General features: G+C 73.8%; 18 protein-coding genes and 2 tRNA genes. 14 read left to right on the top strand and 6 right to left on the bottom strand.

From position 1 onward, the window contains the following. Positions 1-2: 2 nt before the first annotated feature. Positions 3-1,775 carry an ABC transporter ATP-binding protein gene (locus ABZ249_RS29600; RefSeq protein ID WP_355269422.1) on the bottom strand — a complete coding sequence of 591 codons (1,773 nt, stop codon included), beginning with the start codon at positions 1,773-1,775 and terminating at the stop codon, positions 3-5. Positions 1,776-1,925: 150 nt separating this feature from the next. On the opposite strand from ABZ249_RS29600, the gene ABZ249_RS29595 reads away from it, so the two are divergent. Then, entirely contained in the window at positions 1,926-2,522 is a 597-nt protein-coding gene (locus ABZ249_RS29595; RefSeq protein ID WP_220559661.1) for a TetR/AcrR family transcriptional regulator, read from the top strand. 52 nt (positions 2,523-2,574) lie between these two features. Here ABZ249_RS29595 and ABZ249_RS29590 read toward each other — a convergent pair whose 3' ends face one another. Beyond that, entirely contained in the window at positions 2,575-2,868 is a 294-nt protein-coding gene (locus ABZ249_RS29590; RefSeq protein WP_220565614.1) for a co-chaperone GroES, read from the bottom strand. 163 nt (positions 2,869-3,031) lie between these two features. On the opposite strand from ABZ249_RS29590, the gene ABZ249_RS29585 reads away from it, so the two are divergent. Continuing rightward, a tRNA-Ala gene (locus tag ABZ249_RS29585) sits at positions 3,032-3,104 on the top strand. Between the two features lie 238 nt (positions 3,105-3,342). On the opposite strand, the gene ABZ249_RS29580 is transcribed toward ABZ249_RS29585, so the two are convergent. Continuing rightward, positions 3,343-3,840, bottom strand: a complete 498-nt coding sequence (locus tag ABZ249_RS29580) for an SRPBCC family protein (RefSeq protein ID WP_355269344.1) — start codon at positions 3,838-3,840, stop codon at positions 3,343-3,345. Between the two features lie 352 nt (positions 3,841-4,192). Between ABZ249_RS29580 and ABZ249_RS29575 the strand changes: the two genes are divergently transcribed. The 3 genes from ABZ249_RS29575 to ABZ249_RS29565 are packed head-to-tail and all read left to right on the top strand — an operon-like array spanning position 4,193 to position 6,854. Further along, the gene (locus tag ABZ249_RS29575; RefSeq protein WP_355269342.1) at positions 4,193-5,068 is read left to right on the top strand and encodes an alpha/beta hydrolase; all 876 of its coding nucleotides are present in this window, start codon (positions 4,193-4,195) and stop codon (positions 5,066-5,068) included. After that, positions 5,065-6,051, top strand: coding sequence for an ATP-binding cassette domain-containing protein (locus tag ABZ249_RS29570; protein WP_355269340.1), 987 nt, complete (start codon positions 5,065-5,067; stop codon positions 6,049-6,051). Before ABZ249_RS29575 ends, ABZ249_RS29570 begins: the two co-directional genes overlap by 4 nt. Beyond that, the gene (locus ABZ249_RS29565; protein ID WP_220559663.1) at positions 6,048-6,854 is read left to right on the top strand and encodes an ABC transporter permease; all 807 of its coding nucleotides are present in this window, start codon (positions 6,048-6,050) and stop codon (positions 6,852-6,854) included. The genes ABZ249_RS29570 and ABZ249_RS29565 overlap by 4 nt, the downstream gene beginning before the upstream one ends. A 51-nt stretch (positions 6,855-6,905) precedes the next feature. Here ABZ249_RS29565 and ABZ249_RS29560 read toward each other — a convergent pair whose 3' ends face one another. Both ABZ249_RS29560 and ABZ249_RS29555 read right to left on the bottom strand, forming a co-directional pair. Further along, entirely contained in the window at positions 6,906-7,085 is a 180-nt protein-coding gene (locus tag ABZ249_RS29560) for a hypothetical protein (protein ID WP_355269338.1), read from the bottom strand. Then, positions 7,082-8,086, bottom strand: coding sequence for a LacI family DNA-binding transcriptional regulator (locus ABZ249_RS29555; protein WP_355269336.1), 1,005 nt, complete (start codon positions 8,084-8,086; stop codon positions 7,082-7,084). The genes ABZ249_RS29560 and ABZ249_RS29555 overlap by 4 nt, the downstream gene beginning before the upstream one ends. Positions 8,087-8,260: 174 nt before the next feature. Between ABZ249_RS29555 and ABZ249_RS29550 the strand changes: the two genes are divergently transcribed. The 5 genes from ABZ249_RS29550 (at position 8,261) to ABZ249_RS29530 (ending at position 13,654) form a co-directional block, all read left to right on the top strand. Beyond that, a complete protein-coding gene (locus ABZ249_RS29550; protein WP_355269334.1) occupies positions 8,261-9,952 on the top strand; it encodes an HAD-IA family hydrolase in 1,692 nt (563 codons plus the stop codon). Positions 9,953-9,991: 39 nt separating this feature from the next. Further along, entirely contained in the window at positions 9,992-10,918 is a 927-nt protein-coding gene (locus tag ABZ249_RS29545; RefSeq protein WP_355269332.1) for a cell division protein FtsQ, read from the top strand. Next, complete coding sequence (locus ABZ249_RS29540) at positions 10,915-12,633, top strand: ATP-binding cassette domain-containing protein (RefSeq protein ID WP_355269330.1); 1,719 nt, start codon at positions 10,915-10,917, stop codon at positions 12,631-12,633. Before ABZ249_RS29545 ends, ABZ249_RS29540 begins: the two co-directional genes overlap by 4 nt. Continuing rightward, positions 12,620-13,468: an energy-coupling factor transporter transmembrane component T gene (locus tag ABZ249_RS29535; RefSeq protein ID WP_355269328.1), complete on the top strand. Its 849-nt coding sequence runs from the start codon at positions 12,620-12,622 to the stop codon at positions 13,466-13,468. Before ABZ249_RS29540 ends, ABZ249_RS29535 begins: the two co-directional genes overlap by 14 nt. Positions 13,469-13,581: 113 nt before the next feature. Continuing rightward, a tRNA-Ala gene (locus tag ABZ249_RS29530) sits at positions 13,582-13,654 on the top strand. 222 nt (positions 13,655-13,876) lie between these two features. Here ABZ249_RS29530 and ABZ249_RS29525 read toward each other — a convergent pair. After that, on the bottom strand, positions 13,877-15,364 hold the full coding sequence (locus ABZ249_RS29525; protein ID WP_355269326.1) for an MFS transporter: 1,488 nt from the start codon (positions 15,362-15,364) through the stop codon (positions 13,877-13,879). A gap of 104 nt (positions 15,365-15,468) precedes the next feature. Between ABZ249_RS29525 and ABZ249_RS29520 the strand changes: the two genes are divergently transcribed. The 4 genes from ABZ249_RS29520 to ABZ249_RS29505 all read left to right on the top strand — a co-directional run. Then, positions 15,469-16,398, top strand: coding sequence for a helix-turn-helix transcriptional regulator (locus tag ABZ249_RS29520; protein ID WP_355269324.1), 930 nt, complete (start codon positions 15,469-15,471; stop codon positions 16,396-16,398). 120 nt (positions 16,399-16,518) lie between these two features. Further along, positions 16,519-16,872, top strand: a complete 354-nt coding sequence (locus ABZ249_RS29515; RefSeq protein WP_220559671.1) for a metalloregulator ArsR/SmtB family transcription factor — start codon at positions 16,519-16,521, stop codon at positions 16,870-16,872. After that, positions 16,869-17,342, top strand: coding sequence for an SRPBCC family protein (locus tag ABZ249_RS29510; protein WP_220559672.1), 474 nt, complete (start codon positions 16,869-16,871; stop codon positions 17,340-17,342). Before ABZ249_RS29515 ends, ABZ249_RS29510 begins: the two co-directional genes overlap by 4 nt. Positions 17,343-17,406: 64 nt before the next feature. Next, positions 17,407-19,504 (top strand): ATP-dependent DNA helicase (locus ABZ249_RS29505; RefSeq protein ID WP_355269322.1); only part of this gene is annotated, 2,098 nt, incomplete at its 3' end.

The raw sequence follows: 19,504 nt of genomic DNA, 5'->3' as shown, positions 1-19,504 counted from the left end.
GCTCAGCCGGCCGCGGTCGGCTCCGGCACCTCGGCCCCGACCTCGGCGATGTGCAGCGCCGCGACCAGGTCGCGGTACAGCTCGTCGCGTTCCAGCAGCTCGGTGTGCGTCCCCTGGGCGCGCACCCCGCCCTCCTCCATGAGGATGATCCGGTCGGCGTGGATCACCGTCGACAACCGGTGCGCCACCGTCACCACGGCCGCCCGGTCGGCGTGCCGCCGCACGCTCTCGGTGATCGCCGCCTCGGTGATGGCGTCCACCTGCGAGGTCGCCTCGTCCAGCAGCAGCACGTCCGGCGAACGCAGCAGCGCCCGGGCCAGGGCCACCCGCTGGCGCTGGCCGCCCGAGAACGCAGTGGCGTCCAGCGGGGTGTCCAGGCCCTCCTCCAGGGCGTCGATCTTGTCGGCCAGGCGGACGTCCCCGACCACCCGGCGGATCTCCTCCTCGGTCGCCTCCGGGCGGCTGAACAGCAGGTTGTCCCGCAGGGTGCCCGGCACCACCGGGGTGTCCTGCTCCACGTAGGCGAAGTGCGCGCGCACCTGCTCGGGGGTCAGCTCCCGGTAGGGGGTGCCGCCCACCCGCAGTTCGCCGCCCTCCGGCTCCAGGAAGCGCAGCAGCAGCGACAGCACCGTGGTCTTGCCCGCCCCCGACGGGCCCACGATCGCGGTGTGCCCCCGCCGGGGGATCACCAGGTCCACGTCCCGGAGCGCGGGCGCGGCGCCCGGGGCGTAGCGGGCGGTCACCCCCCGCAGCTCCAGCAGGGCGTCCGGGCCGTGCCCGTTGGCGGAGGCGGGGCGGCCGCCGAGCGGAGCCGGCGCCGGACCCGCGGGCGCCTCGGCGGCCGGCTCCAGCGGGATCGCCTCCACCTCGCGGATCCGCTTGGCCGCGGCGATGCCCGACTGCAGCGTGCTCACGCTCTGGGACAGCTCCATGACCGGGTTCAGCAGCGTGAACGCGTACAGCAGGAACGCGATCAGGGTGGACACGCCGATGTCGCCGGAGGCCACCCGCAGGGCGCCCACGCCGAGGATGGCGATGATCGCCAGCTGGATGCCGCTGAACGCGATCGTCCAGGCCACCGCCTCCCGGCGGACCGCCCGCACGCCGTGCTCGGCGGCCTCGCGGGCGTGGACGAGGATCGTGTCGCCCAGGCGCTCCTCGGCGCGGCTCACCTTGACGGTGCGGATCGCCCGCAGCGCCCCGTCCAGCACGCCGCCCATCAGGCCCAGGGAGTTCTGTGCCTTCTCCTGTGCCTTGGCCAGGGCGGGCATCAGGGTGAGGAACAGGACCGTCACGATGAGCACCGCGGCCGCGGTGACGGCGACCAGGACCAGGTCCAGGACCGCCATCATCACCAGCGTGCCGACCAGCAGCACGGCGCCGTTGATGAGGCTGATGACGCTCGTGGACGCGGCCTCGCGCAGCAGCACGGTGTCGGAGGTGGCCCGGGTGACCAGCTCGCCGGAGGAGCGGCGGGACAGCGGGATCAGCGCGGCCCGGAAGTAGCGGCGCACCAGCGAGGTGCGCGCGTCCAGCACGACCTTCTCGGCGACGGTGCCCATCAGGATCCAGTGGTACATGCCCAGCACCGCGCCGACGGCGAACAGGCCCAGCAGCAGGACGATGGGCAGCGTCAGCCCGCCCCCCTCGGCCAGGGTGTCCAGGACGAGTTTGACCACCATGGGGTTGGCCAGCTCCAGCCCGGAGCCGAGCAGTGCCAGGACCAGGCCCAGCAGGAGCTTGCGGCGGTGCGGGCGCACGAACGACCACAGCACCTTCAACTGGGCGAAGCGCGGCTCCTCCCCGGGCGGGGACTCCGCCGGGATCGGGGCATCGTTTGTCTCAATGCGATCAGCCATGCTTGAAATTAGGTCATATGTGACCGATTATTGTCAACCAAATACCCGCAAGCCTAGGATGAGCGCATGGTGAAGAGCGCAACCTCAGAGGAAGAGACGAGGACCCGTGCCCGCACCCGCCGCGCCATCCTGGACGCGGCCGTGCAGGTCCTCGGAGACAACCCCGCCGCACCCCTGTCCCAGGTGGCCAGAGCCGCCGGGGTCGCCCGCAGCACGCTGCAGCGCTACTTCGCCGAACGGGCCGACCTCATCGAAGCCCTGCGCGACTACGCGGACGAGCTCTCCAACGAGGCCTGCGAGCGGGCGCGCACCACCGAGGGGACCGCCATCGAGGCGTTCACCCGGCTCGTCGCCGAGTACTTCACGCTGCGCAAGGTCATCATGCTGGCGTTCGGCTCCGACGACCTCACCGAGGACGCCCGCGACCAGGACGAGTGCAGCGCCGCCGACCTGGCCCTGCAGGCGCTCATCGTCCGGGGGCACGAGGACGGCACCATCGACCCCAGGATCACCCCGCTGTGGGCCGAACAGCTGCTGTGGTCCGGGCTGTACGCCGGCTGGACCTACGTCACCACGGCCAGGGTCCCCGCCTACGAAGCGCTCACCCTGTGCCTGCACTCGCTCGTCAAAGCGGTGGAGCGGCGGCCCGGGCGGGACGACTGACCCGATACGGAGCGGACCTCCGGGAGCCCGCGGGCCCCGGAGGCGACGGGTGCTACAGGTACAGGCCGGTACCCCGCTCCGGGGCCTCCTTGGCGATCGCGTGCACGTCCCGCTCGCGCAGGATGATGTACCGCTCGCCGTTCAGTTCGACCTCGCCCTGCTCCTCCGGGTCGAACAGGACCCGGTCCCCGGTCTTGACATGGCGGGCGCCGGTGCCGGCGCCCACGACCTCACCCCAGGCGAGCCGCGTCGCCAGCTTCACCGTGTCCGGGATGACCAGACCCGCGCTGCTGCGCCGCTCGCTCTTGTCGGGGACCGTCTTCACCAGCAGGCGGTCGTGGAGCATCTGGATTTCAAGCTTTGATTCGGGCACACCCCCAGGGTATTCGCCCCCGGCCCGGGCCGTCCGCCGCCACCACCGGCCACGGGACCGCCCCCCTGGCTCAACCACCTCTTAACCTTCGGTACAGTAATTCCATCGCCGACCGGGGTAACCGAGCGGCGCACCAGGGGCTATGGCGCAGTTGGTAGCGCGCCTCCATGGCATGGAGGAGGTCTGGGGTTCGAATCCCCATAGCTCCACTCGACTCTCAGACGACCCTGCTCGCGCGTTGGACGCGCTCGCAGGGTCGTCTTCGTCGTGCCTGCCGGGGGGAGACCCCCTGAACCCCCCGAGGTGACCCCCTGTGGCGGGGGCCGCGTGCATCGTGGGCCTCGGCGGTGCCTGGTCTTACATCGTGTGCGGGCTGCGCCCGCGGCGTGCTTTCCAAGGTGATCCCCGGCAGGGGAGTGGCGGACCTCACATGTGTGCGGGGGTGGCTCAGGTCGGGGTGAGGGCCGCGTAGTAGGCCTGCTGGGACGGGAAGTAGGAGTCGAAGGCGGGCAGCGGCTCCCCCTCGCGGGAGGCCGCCAGCGCGTCGAGGTAGTACTCCCAGCCCGGCCCGATCGACCCGAGGTCGGTGTCCGGATCCAGGTGGTGGACGAACGTCAGCGTCGTCGTTCCCGCCTCGGCCGACAGCAGGGCCTCCAGTCGCCAGGAGCCGTACTCGTCCTCGCTGCTCACCGCCAGTCGCCGGGGCGGCTCGCAGGCGTCGATGCGCAGGTCGCCCTCCGGGGCGCCCTCCTCCAGGGTGAGGCGGTAGCGGACCGTCCGGCCCGGCCCGGGCTCACCGGTCCACGACGCGAACCACAGCGCGGTCCTGTCGGGGTCGGTGACGCTCGCCCACACGTCCTCGATCGGTGCCCTGAAGGTGCGGGTCAGTACCAGGTCGCGGCCCGTGTCGGTCGCCGCCAGCCGCCCTGTCGGTCGTGGTCCCATGGGCCGACCCTAACCGGCGGGGGTGACGGAATCGAGGGTGCGGCCGAGCGGTCCGGTACCGGACGATTCCCCGGAATTTCCCCGGACGTTCGAACGGTGTGCGGGCGGTGAACGGTCGGCGGCCGGTTTCGGACACGCGAATGGAGAGAGGGGACAATTCACCTGCGGATCTCCCGCGAAGAATGGAGGAATCGCAGCTCACGCGGCCTTCACCACTTTCGTCGGTAGTGCCACCACCACCCGCGGGGTGGGCGTGGGTGGACGGTGAATCGGGAGTCGGCACCATCGAATGCGGCGACCCGCGCATCTAACGTCGAAACCGTTAGAGAATCCCTCGATCCGACGGAGGATCATGATCACGGCGGGCCCCCGGACCGCGCCGCCCCTGGCGCCTCTGCACTACGAGGAGCAGGAGTGGAACGGCCTTCGACTGCTGGCTTACGACGAGTCCGGCGACGGGCGCATCGTCGAGGCCCTGGGTGATCCGGCGACCGCCGATCACATCATCGTCCTCGTCCCCGGAAACGACAATTACCTGGGGAATTACTTCGACCCGAGCCGTCCCACCCGCCCCCGGGTGAACGGCGCGACCCTGTTGCGGACCATGGGCGAGATCGCCACGGGGGAGAGTTTCGCCGTCGTGGTGTGGATGGGCTACGACACCCCCCGCGGATTCTTCGAGGGCGCGATGCGCGGACCGGCCCGGCGGGCCGCCCCCGACCTCGTCCGGCTCACCCATTACCTGCCCGGCGACGCCCACATCACCCTGGTCGGGCACAGCTACGGGACCGTCGTGTGCGGCCTGGCGCTGGCCGAGGGCCGCGTCGACGACTGCATCGCCCTGGGCAGCCCCGGCATGGGCGGCTCCTCCACCGCCGACCTGCGCTACTCCGGGAACCTCTGGGTCGCCCAGGGACGCGACGACTGGATCCGCCGCTTCCCGCGCGGCCGCCTCGGCGACATCGGCCACGGACCCACCCCGCTGCGCCCCGGCTTCGGGGGCCTGCGCATCGAGACCGGCGACATCCCCGGCCACTGCGCCTACTACACCGAGGGCAGCGAGTCGGTGCGCAACATGGCCCGGATCGCCCTGGGACGCTACGAGGAGGTCACCCTGGTCGACCCGGTGGCCCGCACCCCGCTGCCCCGACCGGTCGCCCCGGCCCGGTCCGCCGCCCTGCCCGCGCAGCGGGCGGCCGCCGTCCCGGGGGGGAGGATCACCCGGTGACCGCCGACGGACCGGTGATCCTCGCCGAGGGGGTCCGCAAGACCTATCCGTCCAGGAGCCGGCCCTCCCTGGACGGGTTCGACCTGGTCGTGCGCCCGGGCACGGTGCACGCCCTGCTCGGGCCCAACGGCGCGGGCAAGACCACCGCGGTCCGGGTGATGTCCACCCTGGTCCGGTTCGACGAGGGCAGCGTCCGGGTGGCCGGGCACGACGTGGCCTCCCAGAGCCGCCGGGTGCGCGAGCGCATCGGCCTGACCGGCCAGTACGCCGCCCTGGACGAGGTGCTCAGCGGCCGGCGCAACCTGGAGATGTTCGCCCGCCTGCACCACCTGCGGCCCAGGGAGGCCAAGGCCAGGGCCGCGGAGCTGCTGGAGCGGTTCGGCCTCACCGACGCCGCCGAGCGCCCGGTCCGCCACTACTCCGGCGGCATGCGCCGCCGCCTGGACCTGGCGGCCAGCCTCATCCTGGACCCGCAGGTGCTGTTCCTGGACGAGCCCACCACCGGCCTGGACCCGCGCAGCCGCGCCGAGGTGTGGCGGGCGGTGCGCGACCTCGTCGACCGGGGGACCACCGTGCTGCTCACCACCCAGTACCTGGAGGAGGCCGACCGGCTGGCCGACACGGTGTCGGTGATGGAGGCCGGCCGGGTCATCGCCGAGGGCGCCCCCGACGAGCTCAAGCGGCGGGTCGGCGGCAGCCGCGTGGAGGTGGTGGTCACCGACCCCTCCGAGGTCGACAAGGCCGTGGAGGTGCTGGGCCGGGTGTGCGGCGCCCCGCTCGACGTCGACCCCGACACCCAGACGGTGCGCGCACCCGTGGGCGGGCGCGGCAGTGAGCTGGCCAAGGTGGTGCGGGCCCTGGACGAGGCCGGGCTGGAGGTGGAGGACATCGCGCTGCGCAGGCCCAGCCTGGACGAGGTGTTCCTCAGCCTGACCGGCCGCCGCACCGGAGAGGACGCGACCACCGGGGAGGGTCCGCGATGACCGTGATGGCCAGGCGCCTGGGATGGGCGCTGTCCGATACCGGGGTGGTGGCCCGCCGCTACCTGTCCCACCTGGTGCACAAGCCCGACGAGCTGATCGGCACCCTGCTCATCCCGGTGCTGGCGGTGCTGCTGTTCGGGTTCGTGTTCGGCGAGACCATGGGCGCCGCTGCCGGTGTGGACGACTACCGGGACTTCCTGATGCCGGGCCTCTTCGCGCTCACCATGGCCTTCGGCATCGGCAACACCACCATCGCCGTGGTCACCGACGCCGGGAGGGGCGTCATCGACCGGTTCCGCACCCTGCCGATGGCGCCGTCGGCGCTGCTGGCCGGGCGCAGCGTCTCCGACGTGGTCTCCGGGGTGGTGGACCTGGCCGTGCTGGCCGGGATGGGCCTGCTCATCGGGTGGCGCTGGAACGAGGGCTGGCTCTCGGCGCTGGCCGCCCTGGGGCTGCTGCTGTGGCTGCGGCTCGCCTTCACCTGGATCGGCATCTACCTGGGGCTGGTGGTGCGCAGCCCCGAGGCCGCCATGAAGTTCTTCTCGCTGGTCTTCCCGCTGGCCATGGTCGCGGACACGTTCGTGCCCACGTCGAGCATGCCCGGCTGGCTGGCCCCGCTGGCGGAGTGGAACCCGCTGTCGGCGACGGTGATCGCCGCCCGCGACCTGTTCGGCTCGCCCGGGGTGGTGTCCGACTCCTGGGTGGCGCAGAACGCCCTGCTCATGGCGCTGGTGTGGCCGCTGGTGCTGCTGGCGGTGTTCGTCCCGCTGGCGGTGCACCGCTACCGGGCGGCCGCCCGGTAGCGGGGGCAGCGCGGTGGTGGGGACCGGGGTCCGCGGGGGCGGCCGCGGTCCTCACCCGTGCGCGTCCACGAAGGCCAGCAGGCCGGGATCGCCCGAGATCAGGCGCTCCGCCTCCTCGCCGCCGTCGCACCGGCACAGCGACACCGTCACCTCGGAGTCCGTGCGCGCGACCACCCGCCACACACCCCCGTGCTCCTCCCAGCGCCGCAGGACGTCGACCGGATCCGTCATGGCGTACCCCCTCCTCGCCGCTGCCCGGGCGGTGCGGTGGAATCGCGCACCACCAGTTCCGGCGCCAGCACCTCGTGCCGGTCCCCGGTGCGGCCGCCCATGCGCTCCCACAGCAGTTCGGTGGCCAGCCTCCCCATGATCGCGCGCGGCTGGTCCACACTGGTCAGCCGGGGGCGGGTCACCTCCGCCAGGGACGTGTTGTCGTAGCCCACCACGGACACCTCCGGCGGGGCGTGGTCCAGCACCGCCAGCGCCGCCAGGTCGTTGACCGCGAACACCGCGCCGGGCCCACGCGCCAGCAGCTCCGCGGCCGCGCGCTCCCGGTCGCCGCCCACCGGGCGCACCAGCACCTCCCCGGCCAGCCCCGCCTCCCGCATGGTCTCCCGGTACCCGGCCTCGCGCGAGCGCGACGACGGGCTGCCGCTGCCGGACAGGTGCCCGATCCGCGTGTGGCCCAGCTCCAGCAGGTGCCGGACCGCCGCCCGCGCCCCCGCCTCGTCGTCGTTGGCGACCGTGTCCACCCCCGGGGCGAACTCCCGCGGCCGTCCCACCATCACCACCGGCACCCTGCGTGCCGCGTCGGCCAGGGCCGCGGCGCCCACCCAGGAGCTCACCACCACGACCCCGTCCACGTTGAGCTGGAGTAAGGAGTCCAGCTGGTGCTCCAGCCGCCCCCGGGCGCGGCGGCCGTGCGCCAGCAGCACCGTGAACCCGCGGCCCTCCGCGGCCTCCTCCACGCCCGCCACGACCTCCGTGTGGTACGGGTTGGCCAGGTCGGTGAGCAGCACGCCCAGGATCATCGTGCGCCCCTGCACCAGCCCGCGGGCCAGGCGGTTGGAGCGGTAGCCGAGCCGGTCGGCGGCGGCCAGGATGCGCGCCCCCGTCTCCTCGCTCACACCGGGATCCCCGCGCAGCGCCAGCGACACCAGGGATTTGGACACCCCGGCGGCCGCGGCGACATCGACGATGGTGGGACGGCGCCCGGGTCTGGTTCCTGTCACAACGACCATTGTGTCCCGGATCGGAGCGCCCCACCCGCCACCGACTGGAACGTTCCAGACCCGTTTCCCGACCGGCCACCGAAAGTCCTTCCCCCGGCTCCGGCCCCTGTTTACCGTCACCGGTGAACGCACTCTCCGGGCCGCCGCGGCGGGCCCCGACCGGCAGGAGACACCTTGGACCCGATCCCCGCCCTGCGCCGACGCCCCGACGCCCTGCTGCTGGACTTCGGCGGGGTCGTCTTCCAGACCCGCAAACCGCCCGAGGGCCGCGCCGCCGTCGCCCTGCACCTGCGCGAGACCCTGCTGCGCGCCGGGCACGACGTGCCCGCCGCCGAACTGCGGGCCTCCCTGGACGCGGGCCTGGCGGCGCTCAAGGACTGGAAGAACGCCGCCGGCCGCCGACGCACCCCGCGCGAGCTGACCCACCGCGAGATCTGGACCGACTTCCTCGCCTCCGACCTGCCCGACCCGGTGCGGGAGACCCTCGCCGGCAGCGCGGGCCCGCTGCTGGCCGACATGTCCACCCTGCTCTCCGAGCACCGCCTCCGCCCCGGCATCCGCGACCTGCTGCACGCCGCCCGCACCCTGGGCGTGCGCGTGGGCATCGTCTCCAACGCCCACTCCGGCCGCGCCCACCGGTCACTGCTGCGCGAAGCCGGGCTGGAGGACGCCATCGGCGTGCAGGTGTACTCCGACGAGGTCGGTATCCGCAAGCCCCACCCGGAGATGATCGCCCTGGCCGCCCGCGCCCTGGGCACCGATCCCGGGCACTGCTGGTACGTCGGCGACACCCAGGACCGCGACGTGGTCGCCGGGCGCAGGGCCGGGGCGGCCGCCGTCGTCCTCACCCGCCACCACCACACCGACACCCCGCCCTACCCGGTACGGGAGAGCGCCGACGCGGTCTTCGACACCCCCGAGGGGCTGGTGGACCCGCTCTGGCACAGCGTCCCGGCCCAGGCGGCCGACGCCGCCCCGGCACGGACCGCCGGAGAGGACACGGAACAGGACCCGGTCCGGGTGGTCCGGCCCCGGGCGCACGGCCCCGCCGCGGCGCGCCGCGCCCTGGACCCCGGGGAGCCCGGCGCGCTCCTGCTCGACCAGGGCGGGGTCATCGCCGTCTCCAGCGCCACCCCCGACGTCCAGCGCGACTTCGCCGCCTCCCTGGCCCGCCGCCTGGAACGCGTCGGCTACGCCGCCACCACCGAGGACATGCTGGCCCTGGTGCGCGCCGGCCGCGACCGCTACCGCGACTGGAAGGCGGGGCACGACGAGGACGGGCCGATCCCCGAGATCACCCCGCGCGCGTTCTGGCACGACATGGTCGGCCGCGACCTGCCCGAACGCGTCCGCGCCTTCCTGTACGCCGAATCCGCGCAGCTCACCCTGGAGTACGCCGACTCCAAGAGCCTGGCCCGGATGCGCGCCGGCGTCCGCGAGGTCCTGGAGCACTGCGCCGAACGGGGCATCCCCGTCGCGGTCGTCTCCAACACCGTCTGCGGGCGCGCCGTCCGCGACGAACTCGACCGGTTCGGCATCGCCCACCTCATCGGCGCCCACGTCTACTCCGACGAGCTGGGCCACCGCAAACCCGACCCCGCCACCGTCCGCTCCGCCCTCACCGCCCTGGACGCCGACCCGGCGCGCGCGTGGTTCGTGGGAGACAAGCCCTGGCGCGACACCGCCGCCGCCCGCCGGGCCGGAGTCGGGACCGCGGTCATCGTGCGCGGCGGCTCCGCCTCCGACGAGCGCATCGACGCCGCGCGCACCGGCCGGGACCCGCTGCTGCGCCCCGACCACGTCATCGACGAGACGGGCGACCTGCTCCGGCTGTGGACGGGCACCCCGGTGCCCCTCGCCACCTGAGAGACCCTCCTTCCCCCTCCCCCCGAAAGGTCACCCACCATGGCCACCCCCGCCCCCCGGCCCCCCGACGTCCGGGAGCCGTCCCGGCCGCCCGCGCTCAACTCCGGACAGAAGCTCATGGTCTTCGTCCTGAGCATGACGCTGTTCGGCCTGGCCAACATCATCACCGAGGTCCTGCCCGAGGGCAGGCTCGGCCCGGTCGAGCTGTCCGTGTCCTACCTGGCCTTCGTCCCGGTCGTCATGGCCTCCCTGTTCCACCCCCTCTACGCGGCCCTGGGCGCCCCGCTCGGCGAGATCGTCTTCGTCGACCTGCTCATGGGCGACTTCTCCGGCATCGGGGAGCTGGAGGGGTACCTCCAGATGTTCCTGGGCGTGTACATCGCGGGCTGCCTGGTCCGCGACCCGCGCCGCCGCGGGCAGCTGTTCCTGGCCGGGGTCACCGTCGTGTTCGTCGACAAGCTCCTGTCGGCCGTCGTCGACATCGGCAAGGTCATGGTCGGCGTCGAGGACGCCGAGTTCGTGCCCGGCCTGCCCGAGTCGATCCTGCTGCTGGAGGCGGTCGGGTTCACCACCGAACTGGTCATCAGCGGCATCCTCTTCGGCGCCCTGCCCGCTATGGCGCTGGCGCCCCGGCTGTACGGCAGGATCGAGCCCCTGCTCGGACTGGCCCCGCGCGACCCCGCCCGGCCCCACACGCTGGCCGAGCGCGGCACCGGCGCGTTCCTGCTGCTGGCCCTGGTGCTGGCGTTCGTGTCGATGATCGCGGCGTTCACCTCCGAGATCTTCGACAACTTCGGGGTGTGGCAGCCCGACTTCATCGACCGGTACGGGCAGCGGTTCCTGTGGATCGGGGCGTCGGCCGCGGCCATCGTGCTGGCCGCCGCGGTCATGGCGGTCCGGTTCGTCGTCCACTCCCGGCGCGAGCGCGCCGCCCAGGACGTCCGGGACGGGGAGGGGCCGCGGTGAGCGGCGGCGACCCCGCCGCACCCGCCGTCGAGGTCCGAGGGCTGCGCTTCCGCTACCCGGGCGCCGCCCGGGACACCCTCACCGGCGTGGACCTGCGCGTCGAACGCGGCGACATCACCGCCGTCATCGGCGGCAACGGCTCCGGCAAGACCACCCTGTGCAAGACCTTCAACGGGCTCGTCCCGCACTACTGGTCCGGCGACTTCGACGGGACCGTGCGCGTGTGCGGCACCGACACCCGCACCGCCTCCGTCGCCGCCCTGTCCCACCTGGTCGGCTACGTCTACCAGGACTTCGGCAACCAGCTGGTGCGGCCCACCGTCCGCGACGAGGTGTCCTTCGCTCCCGTCAACTTCGGGCTCGCCGACCACGCCGAGCGCACCGAGGAGGCCCTGGAGCTGCTCGGCCTCGCCCACCTCGCCGACCGGTTCACCTGGCAGCTGTCCGGCGGGCAGCAGCACCTGGTGGCGCTCGCCTCCGTGCTGGCGCTGCGGCCCGAGGTCGTCGTGGTGGACGAGCCCGTCGCCGAACTCGACCCGGTCCGCGCGGAACGGATCTACGAGGCGCTCACCGACCTCAACACCCGGCGGGGGACCACCGTCGTCGTCATCGAGCACCACGCCGAGTTCGTCGCCCGGTACGCCCGCTCGGTGGTCCTCATGGCCGAGGGCGCACCGGTGTGGCACCTGCCGGTGCGCGAGGCCCTGGAACGGCACGACGAACTCGACCGGCACGGCATCCCGGCGCCGCAGATCGCCCGTGCGGTGCGGGTCCTGGCCCCCGGGGCGCCGGTCCCGCTCACCGTCCCCGAGGCCGCGCGGGCGCTGCGCGGGGTGCCCCTGGGCGGGGCCGCCCCGGCACCGCCGGCGCCGCCGCCGGGGGAGGCCGTGGCCGAGCTCTCCGGCGTCCACCACGGGTACCGCGAGGTCGGCGGCGGGCTCACGCAAGTGCTGCGCGGCGTCGACCTCACCCTGGGCGCCGGCGAGCGCGTCGCCCTGGTCGGCGGCAACGGGGCGGGCAAGTCCACCCTGCTGCGCCTGCTCACCGGCCTCAAGGTGCCCCGCGCCGGGACCGTGCGCGTCGAGGGCGTCGACACCCGCACCGTGCGGCCCGCCGACCTCGCCCACCGGGTCTGCCACCTGTACCAGCGGCCCGAGCAGATGTTCCTCAAGGACAGCGTGCGCGAGGACATCGCCATGTTCCCCGCCGCGCACGGGGTCCCCGACACCGACGCGCTGGTGGACACCATCCTGGAGCGCATCCGGCTCACCGGCCTCGCCGACCGCGACGGGCGCCTGCTCTCCGGCGGCCAGCAGCGCCGCGCCACCCTCGGCATCGGGCTGGGCGTGCGGCCCGCCCTCCTGCTGCTGGACGAGCCCACCTCCAGCCTCGACACCGCCAGCCGCGACGCCGTCATCGCCATGCTCGACGCGCTCGCCGACACCATCCGCTGCACCGTCGTCGCCACCCACGACATGCACCTGGTCGCCACCTGGGCGCAGCGGGTCGTCGTCCTGGACGGCGGCCGGATCGCCGCCGACACCACCCCGGCGGCGCTGTTCTCCGACCCGGGGCTCATGGCCGCCGCCGGGCTCGTCCCGCCCCAGGTCGTCCGGCTCGGCCTGGAACTGGGGCTGGAGCCGCCGCCCCTGTCCGTGGCCGACCTCCTCGGCCGCCGCCCGATCACCGAGGGGACCGCCGATGGCCACCGCTGAACGCCACCGCAGGGAACGGGACACCCTCTCCGTCGAGTGGGTCAAACTCGAACTCCTGCGGACCGCCTACGCCACCCGCGGCGGACTGCTCGCCTCCCGGGACCCCCGGTTCGTCATCGGGTGGTACCTGGTCTTCGCCGTGGTGCCCTGGCTCACCCACGACCTGACCGTGCTCGCCGGGCTGTTCCTGGTGTGCGCGGCCGCCGTCGTGCTCAGCCGGGTCGGGCCGCTCATCCTCGGGCTGTTCCTCATCGGGTTCGTGCTGGAGAGCGTGTACCTGCTGGTCGCGTCCTGGTTCTTCGGCGGGGACCTGGGCACCGTGCTGGCGCTGTCCGAGCTCACGCTCAAGCTCGCCACCGTCAGCCTGGCCAGCATGGCGGCGTTCGTGTCCCTGGACCCGGAGAAGCTGTCCGACGCGCTGCTGGCCCTGCACGCGCCCGCCATGGTCGCGTTCGGGGTGAGCTACGGGTACCGGATGCTGCCGGTGCTGATGGAGGAGTTCCACACCGTCGTCGACGGGTACCGGCTGCGCGCGGCACCGCCGCCCCCGCCCGGGTTCCTGGGGTGGCGGGCCGCCGTGCGGCTGGCCACCACCGTGGTGGCGGCGTTCTACCCCCTGATGCTCAACACCGCCAAGCGCACCCGCACCACCGTGGAGGCGCTGGAGACCAAGGGGTTCACCTACGCCGCCGAACACCCGGCGGGGCGCCGCATCCGCCTCTCCCACCTCAGGGCCGACCGGTGGGACGTACTGCTCATCGCCGTGACCGCACTGCTCGTCGCCGGCTGCTTCGGCCTCGGGCAGGCCTACCCGATGCCCGTCCAGGTCCGCTGACCGCCGCCGGTGCCGGGCGGTGTGGGCCGCCCGACACCCGGCCGGGTCACGGCACCCCCCGCGATCCGATAGACTCGACCATGTCGCCGGGGAGACCCGGACGGCACCCGCACGGGGCTATGGCGCAGTTGGTAGCGCGCCTCCATGGCATGGAGGAGGTCTGGGGTTCGAATCCCCATAGCTCCACTCCACTCCGGAACGACCTTGCCCGGTGGACTTCGTCCGCCTCGCCGGGTCGTTCCGTCGTTTCCGCCGGGTTCACGCCCGGACCCCCGATGTGGGGCCTCGCCCCACGAGGGCGGGTGACGTCCCGCCGGACCCGTTCGACTCCGAGACGACCCTGCCCGCGCGTTCCACGCGCCGGCAGGGCCGTCTCGTCGTTTCCGCCGGGTCACCCCCGGCCGCGGCTCAGCGGGCGACCGGCTCGGGCGCCTCGGCGGCCGGTGCGGACCGGGGGAGCAGGCGCACGGCCAGCACGGCCAGCCCCAGGGCCAGCAGCCCGCCCACGGCGACGGTGACGTGCAGGCCCGTCACGAACGCCTCCCGGGCCTGGTCCGCGGCGGCGGCCGTCAGCCCCGGAGTCCGGAGCGTCTCGTCCAGGGTGCCCGCCGTGCCCGGCCCCAGCAGCCGGAACACGAACGCCGCCAGCGACCCCAGCAGGGCGATCCCGAGCGCGTGCCCGATCTCGTTCCCGGTCTCGGCCATGGCGGCCGCGGCGCCCGCCCGCTCCCGGGGCGCCGCCGACACCGCGATGTCGGCGACCAGGCTGAACGAGATCCCGTACCCCACGCCCGCGACCATCGTCGCCGCGACGTACGGCACCACCCCGCCGTCCGATGCCAGCGCCAGCAGCAGGAGCAGGCCCGCGCCCATGCTCGCGTGCGCCAGGACCAGGGCCGGGCGGGCTCCGATCCACCGGACCAGCACCGGTGTCCCGATGGAGCTCAGGGTCAGCACCGCCGCCCCCGGCAGGGCGAACAGCGCCGCCGTCAGCACCGGCAGCCCCAGCACCGACTGGAGGTACACACCGGTCAGGTAGATCGACGCCGCCCACACCACCAGCGTCGACACGCTCGTGAGGATGGCGAGGGCGAACACCCGGTCCCGGAACAGTCCCAGGTCCACCAGGGGGTGGTCCAGGGTGCGCTGGCGCCGCACGAACCACACCAGCAGCGCCGCCCCCGCGACCCCGGTCGCCACCGTCACGGCCGAGACCCCGTGCGCCGCGATCCCCTTGACCGCGTACACCGCCAGCAGCAGCCCGCCCGCCGACAGCACCACGCTCGCCGCGTCCACCCGGCCGGGCCGCCCGGCGCGCACCTCGCGCAGCACCAGCGGTGCCAGGACCAGGAAGGCCACCACGACCGGCGCGTTGATCAGGAACACCGACCCCCAGTCGAACCGGCTGAGCAGCATCCCGCCCACCACCGGCCCGACGGCGAACCCGGCCGCGAACGTCGCCGCGAACACCCCGATCGCCTGCGCCCGGCGCCGCGGGTCGGTGAACAGCTCGCCGATCACCGCCAGCGAGGACGGCAGCAGCGTCGCCCCGCCCAGCCCCATGAGCACCCGGAACCCGATGAGGGCCTCCGGCGTGGGGGACAGCGCCGCCCCCACCGAGCCGGCGCCGAACACCGCGGCCCCGATCATCAGCAGCCGCAGCCGCCCGTACCTGTCCCCCAGGTTGCCGAACGCGATGAGCAGTGAGCCCACCACGAAGCTGTAGGAGTCCAGGATCCACAGGGCCTGGTCCGCCCCCGGCTCCAGGTCCGCGATCACCCGCGGCATCGCCAGGTACAGCACCGAGGCGTCCATGGCCACCAGCAGCACCGGCCCCAGCACGACCAGCAGGCCGAACCAGGTCCGTGCGCTCGTTCGTTCTCGATTCGTTCCCATGGCGGCAACAGTGCCGCCGCCCCGCCGCCGCGACCAGACACCCGCCGTGGGTACACCCGGCAGGTGCAGGCACGCCGGCCCGCCCGCCGCCTACGCTCAGGGGCATGAGAACGGACAGCCTCGGAGCCTTCCTCAAGACCCGGCGGGACCGCGTCACCCCCGACGACGTGGGCCTGCGCACCTACGGCACCGCCCGGCGCGTCCCGGGCCTGCGCCGCGAGGAGCTGGCCCAGCTGGCGGGGGTCAGCGCCGGCTACTACACCCGCCTCGAACAGGACCAGGCGGGCACCGCCTCGGCCCAGGTCCTGGACGCCCTGGCCCGGGTCCTGATGCTGGACGCCGACGAGACGGCCCACCTGCACAACCTCGCCCGCCGCCCCGCCGCCCTGCGCATGGTCCGCCCGCGGCCGGAGCGCCCGGACGCCCGGGTGCTCACCCTGCTGCGGTCGCTGGGCGAGAGCGTTCCGGCGATCGTGTGGGGCCGCCGCGGCGACGTGCTGGCGTGGAACCGCACCGGGCACGCCCTGTTCGCCGAACACGTCGACTTCGGCGCCCCCGACGAGCCGTCCCGGCGCCCCACCAACGCGCGGCTGTTCTTCCTGGACCCGCACACCCGGGACCTGTACCGCAACCGGGAGGAGCTGGCCCGCGCCCACGTCGCCTACCTTCGCCTGGCCAGCGGCCGGTACCCCACGGACGGCCGGCTGGCGGAGCTGATCGGCGAGCTGATGATGCACAGCGCGGAGTTCGCGTCCCTGTGGGCGCGGGTCGAGGTCGCCGACTGCACGACGGGGCCGATGAACCTGCGCCACCCGGTGCTGGGCGACGTGGACGTGGACTACCAGGTGTGGATCCAGCCGGACAGTCCCGACCACCGGCTGGAGATCTACACCCCGCAGGACGCCGCCTCCGCCGACGCCCTGAGCCTGCTCGCCGCCGGAACGGCCGGGGCGGCCGCCCCTGTGGGCGCCCCGCCCGCCGGTCGCTCCGGAACGCGGCCCCCTTCCCTCCCCGCCGGTTCCCCCTCGGCGTGAAGGGCCATCGGGACCCCTTTCGAGATTTTGCCGGGAGGAGACCGTACCGCTCCCCGTTCTGTCGGTGCCGGGTGCGATGATCAACACATCGGTTGATCAACAAGGAGGTTGAATACACGGATGGCGGACGACCCGTTGAGTCTCACCTTCGCCGCTCTGGCCGACCCGACGCGGCGGGCTCTGCTCGCCCGGCTGGCCGAGGGCGAGGCGACCGTCAACGAACTCGCGGAACCGTTCCCCATCAGCCTCCAGGCGATCTCGCGACACCTGAAGGTCCTTGAACGCGCCGGGCTCATCACCCGGGGCAGGGAGGCCCAGTGGCGCCCCTGCCGGCTGGAGACCGCGCCGCTGCGCGAGGTCTCCGACTGGCTCGGCCGCTACCGCGGCCGCTGGGAGGACCGCTTCGGGAGGCTGGACGCCGAGATCAGCAGGATCAGGGAACAGGCAGCGAAGAACCAGGGAGAAGGACAATGAGCGACCTCGAGATCATCGCCGAGCCCGGCCGGCAGGACATCGTCATCAAGCGCAGCTTCGACGCCCCCCGCGAGCTGGTGTTCCGGGCCATGACCGAGCCCGAGCACCTGGCCGCCTGGTGGGGGCTGCCCACCTCCGAGACCGTCATCGACCACGCCGAGCCCCGCACCGGGGGCAGCTGGCGGTTCGTCGAGAGGGCCGAGGGCGAGGAGTACGCCTTCCGCGGCGTCTACCACGAGGTCACCGCGCCCGAGCGGGTCGTGCAGACCTTCGAGTTCGAGGGCATGCCCGGCCACGTGGCCATGGAGACCATGACCCTGGAGGACGCCGGGGACGGCCGCACCCTCTACACCAACGTCTCCGTCTACCAGAGCGTCGAGGACCGGGACGGCATGATCGCCTCCGGCATGGAGGACGGCCTCGGCCAGTCCATGGACGCCCTGGACGAGCTGCTCCGCGAGCTCGGGTGACCCGCGGCGGGCCGGGCCTGTGGACAGGGCCCGGTCCGTCCCCGGCGGCCGGTACTGTCGATCCGTGGCAGATCTCCCCGACGTCCCGACCCTGCTCGACACCGCCGTGGCCGCCCTGGGCGGCCGCCGCCGCGACGGCCAGTCCGCGATGGCGGCGGCCGTCGCCGACGCCGTCGACAGACGCGAGCACCTCGTCGTCCAGGCGGGCACCGGCACCGGCAAGTCCCTGGCCTACCTCGTCCCGGCCATCCGGCGCGCGATGGAGAAGGACACCTCCGTCGTGGTCTCCACCGCCACCATCGCCCTGCAGAACCAGCTCATCGACCGCGACCTGCCGCGGCTGGCCGGGGCGCTCAAGCCCCTGCTGCGCCGCGAGCCCACGTTCGCCGTCCTCAAAGGCCGCCGCAACTACCTGTGCCGCAACCGCCTGCACACCGCGGCCGACGACTCCGACGAGGCCGAGCTGTTCGACCCCCGCCAGCTGTCCTCCCTGGGCAAGCAGGTGGCCCGCCTGCACGAGTGGGCGGAGGAGACCGCCACCGGCGACCGCGACGAGCTGGTCCCGGGCGTCACCGACCTGGCCTGGCGGCAGGTCTCGGTGTCCGCCAACGAGTGCATGGGCGCCCGAATCTGCCCCTTCGGGCAGGAGTGCTTCGCCGAGTTCGCCCGCGAGGAGGCCAAGGGCGTCGACGTGGTGGTCACCAACCACGCGATGCTGTCCATCGACATGACCCAGGGCAACCACATCCTGCCCGAGCACGACACGATCATGATCGACGAGGCCCACGAGCTGGTCGACCGGGCCACCTCCGTGGCCACCGGCACCCTGGCCGAGCGCACCGTCACCATCGCCGCCAAACGCGCCGGCCGCCTCATCGAGCCCATGGTCGCCGAGCGGCTGACCGAGGCCGGCGAGGGCCTGGCGCTGATGTTCGCCGACGCCCCCGAGGGGCGCATCGACCACATCGACGAGGGGCTGGCCGGGGCGGTCGCGGTCGTCCGCGACGCCGCCGCGGCGTGCGTCACCGCCATCGGGCCCTCGCCCGGCGAGCAGGAGGCCGAGGCCGCCAGCGAGCGCCGCCTGGCCCTGGCCGCCCTCACCGAGGTCCACGACACCGCGGTGCGCGTCCTGGAGTCCTTCGAGCCCGCGCTGCGCGACCGCACCGACGTCGTGTGGCTCACCAAGGCCCCGGGGCGCCGTCCCGCGCTGAGCGTCGCCCCGCTGGCCGTGGGCGGGCTGCTGCGCGAGAAGCTCTTCGGCGACCGCACCGTGGTCCTCACCTCCGCCACCCTCACCCTGGGGGGCTCCTTCTCCTCGCTGGCCCGCCAGTGGGGGCTGGGCCGGGAGGTCGGCCAGGAGCGGGCGGAGGCCGAGCGCGCCGCCGCGACCGGCGGGGGCGACGCCGAGGACGGCCCGCACCGCGCCGCGGGCGAGCCCCGGTGGCGGGCGCTGGACGTCGGCTCCCCGTTCGACCACGCCCGCAGCGGCATCCTCTACGTCGCCGCCCACCTGCCACCGCCCGGCCGGGACGGGCTCTCCCCGGCGTACCTGGACGAGATCACCGAGCTCATCGAGGCCGCCGACGGCCGCGCCCTGGGGCTGTTCTCCTCGATGCGCGCCGCCCAGCAGGCCGCCGACGAACTGCGCGAGCGCCTGGACCACCCGCTGCTGTGCCAGGGGGAGGATTCCACCGGCCAGCTGGTCCGCCGGTTCTCCGAGGACGAGAACGCCTGCCTGTTCGGCACCCTGTCGCTGTGGCAGGGGGTGGACGTGCCGGGACCGTCGCTGTCGCTGGTGATCGTGGACCGCATCCCGTTCCCGCGCCCGGACGACCCGCTGGCCTCGGCCCGCCAGCGCTCCGTGGCCGCCCACGGCGGCAACGGCTTCCTGTCGGTGGCGGCCACCCACGCCGCCCTGCTGCTGGCCCAGGGCACGGGGCGCCTGCTGCGCTCCACCGAGGACAGGGGCGTCATCGCGGTCCTGGACCCGAGGCTGGCCACCGCCCGCTACGGCGGGTTCCTGCGCGCCTCGCTGCCGCCGTACTGGGGCACCACCGACCCGCAGGTGGTGGAAGGTCTCGGCGAGGATCGGCTCCAGGGCGTCCTTGAGCTCCGGGTGGATCGGGGTGATCTCCTGGCGGCCGTTCGACCGGTCGGCGTAG

The sequence above is a fragment of the Nocardiopsis sp. NPDC006139 genome (assembly GCF_040614155.1).
In the GTDB taxonomy this organism is placed as follows: Bacteria; Actinomycetota; Actinomycetes; order Streptosporangiales; family Streptosporangiaceae; genus Nocardiopsis; species Nocardiopsis changdeensis.
Note: the sequence above shows the minus strand (reverse complement) of the source record. Positions and strands in the feature narration are given on the sequence as shown.

Coding starts and splice junctions, on each gene's coding strand:
- ABZ249_RS29510 (WP_220559672.1), top strand. CDS start 16,869: ATGAGCGACCTCGAGATCATCGCCGAGCCCGGCCGGCAGGACATCGTC.
- ABZ249_RS29595 (WP_220559661.1), top strand. CDS start 1,926: ATGGTGAAGAGCGCAACCTCAGAGGAAGAGACGAGGACCCGTGCCCGC.
- ABZ249_RS29535 (WP_355269328.1), top strand. CDS start 12,620: ATGGCCACCGCTGAACGCCACCGCAGGGAACGGGACACCCTCTCCGTC.
- ABZ249_RS29590 (WP_220565614.1), bottom strand. CDS start 2,868: ATGCTCCACGACCGCCTGCTGGTGAAGACGGTCCCCGACAAGAGCGAG.
- ABZ249_RS29525 (WP_355269326.1), bottom strand. CDS start 15,364: ATGGGAACGAATCGAGAACGAACGAGCGCACGGACCTGGTTCGGCCTG.
- ABZ249_RS29575 (WP_355269342.1), top strand. CDS start 4,193: ATGATCACGGCGGGCCCCCGGACCGCGCCGCCCCTGGCGCCTCTGCAC.
- ABZ249_RS29520 (WP_355269324.1), top strand. CDS start 15,469: ATGAGAACGGACAGCCTCGGAGCCTTCCTCAAGACCCGGCGGGACCGC.
- ABZ249_RS29565 (WP_220559663.1), top strand. CDS start 6,048: ATGACCGTGATGGCCAGGCGCCTGGGATGGGCGCTGTCCGATACCGGG.
- ABZ249_RS29515 (WP_220559671.1), top strand. CDS start 16,519: ATGGCGGACGACCCGTTGAGTCTCACCTTCGCCGCTCTGGCCGACCCG.
- ABZ249_RS29545 (WP_355269332.1), top strand. CDS start 9,992: ATGGCCACCCCCGCCCCCCGGCCCCCCGACGTCCGGGAGCCGTCCCGG.
- ABZ249_RS29580 (WP_355269344.1), bottom strand. CDS start 3,840: ATGGGACCACGACCGACAGGGCGGCTGGCGGCGACCGACACGGGCCGC.
- ABZ249_RS29560 (WP_355269338.1), bottom strand. CDS start 7,085: ATGACGGATCCGGTCGACGTCCTGCGGCGCTGGGAGGAGCACGGGGGT.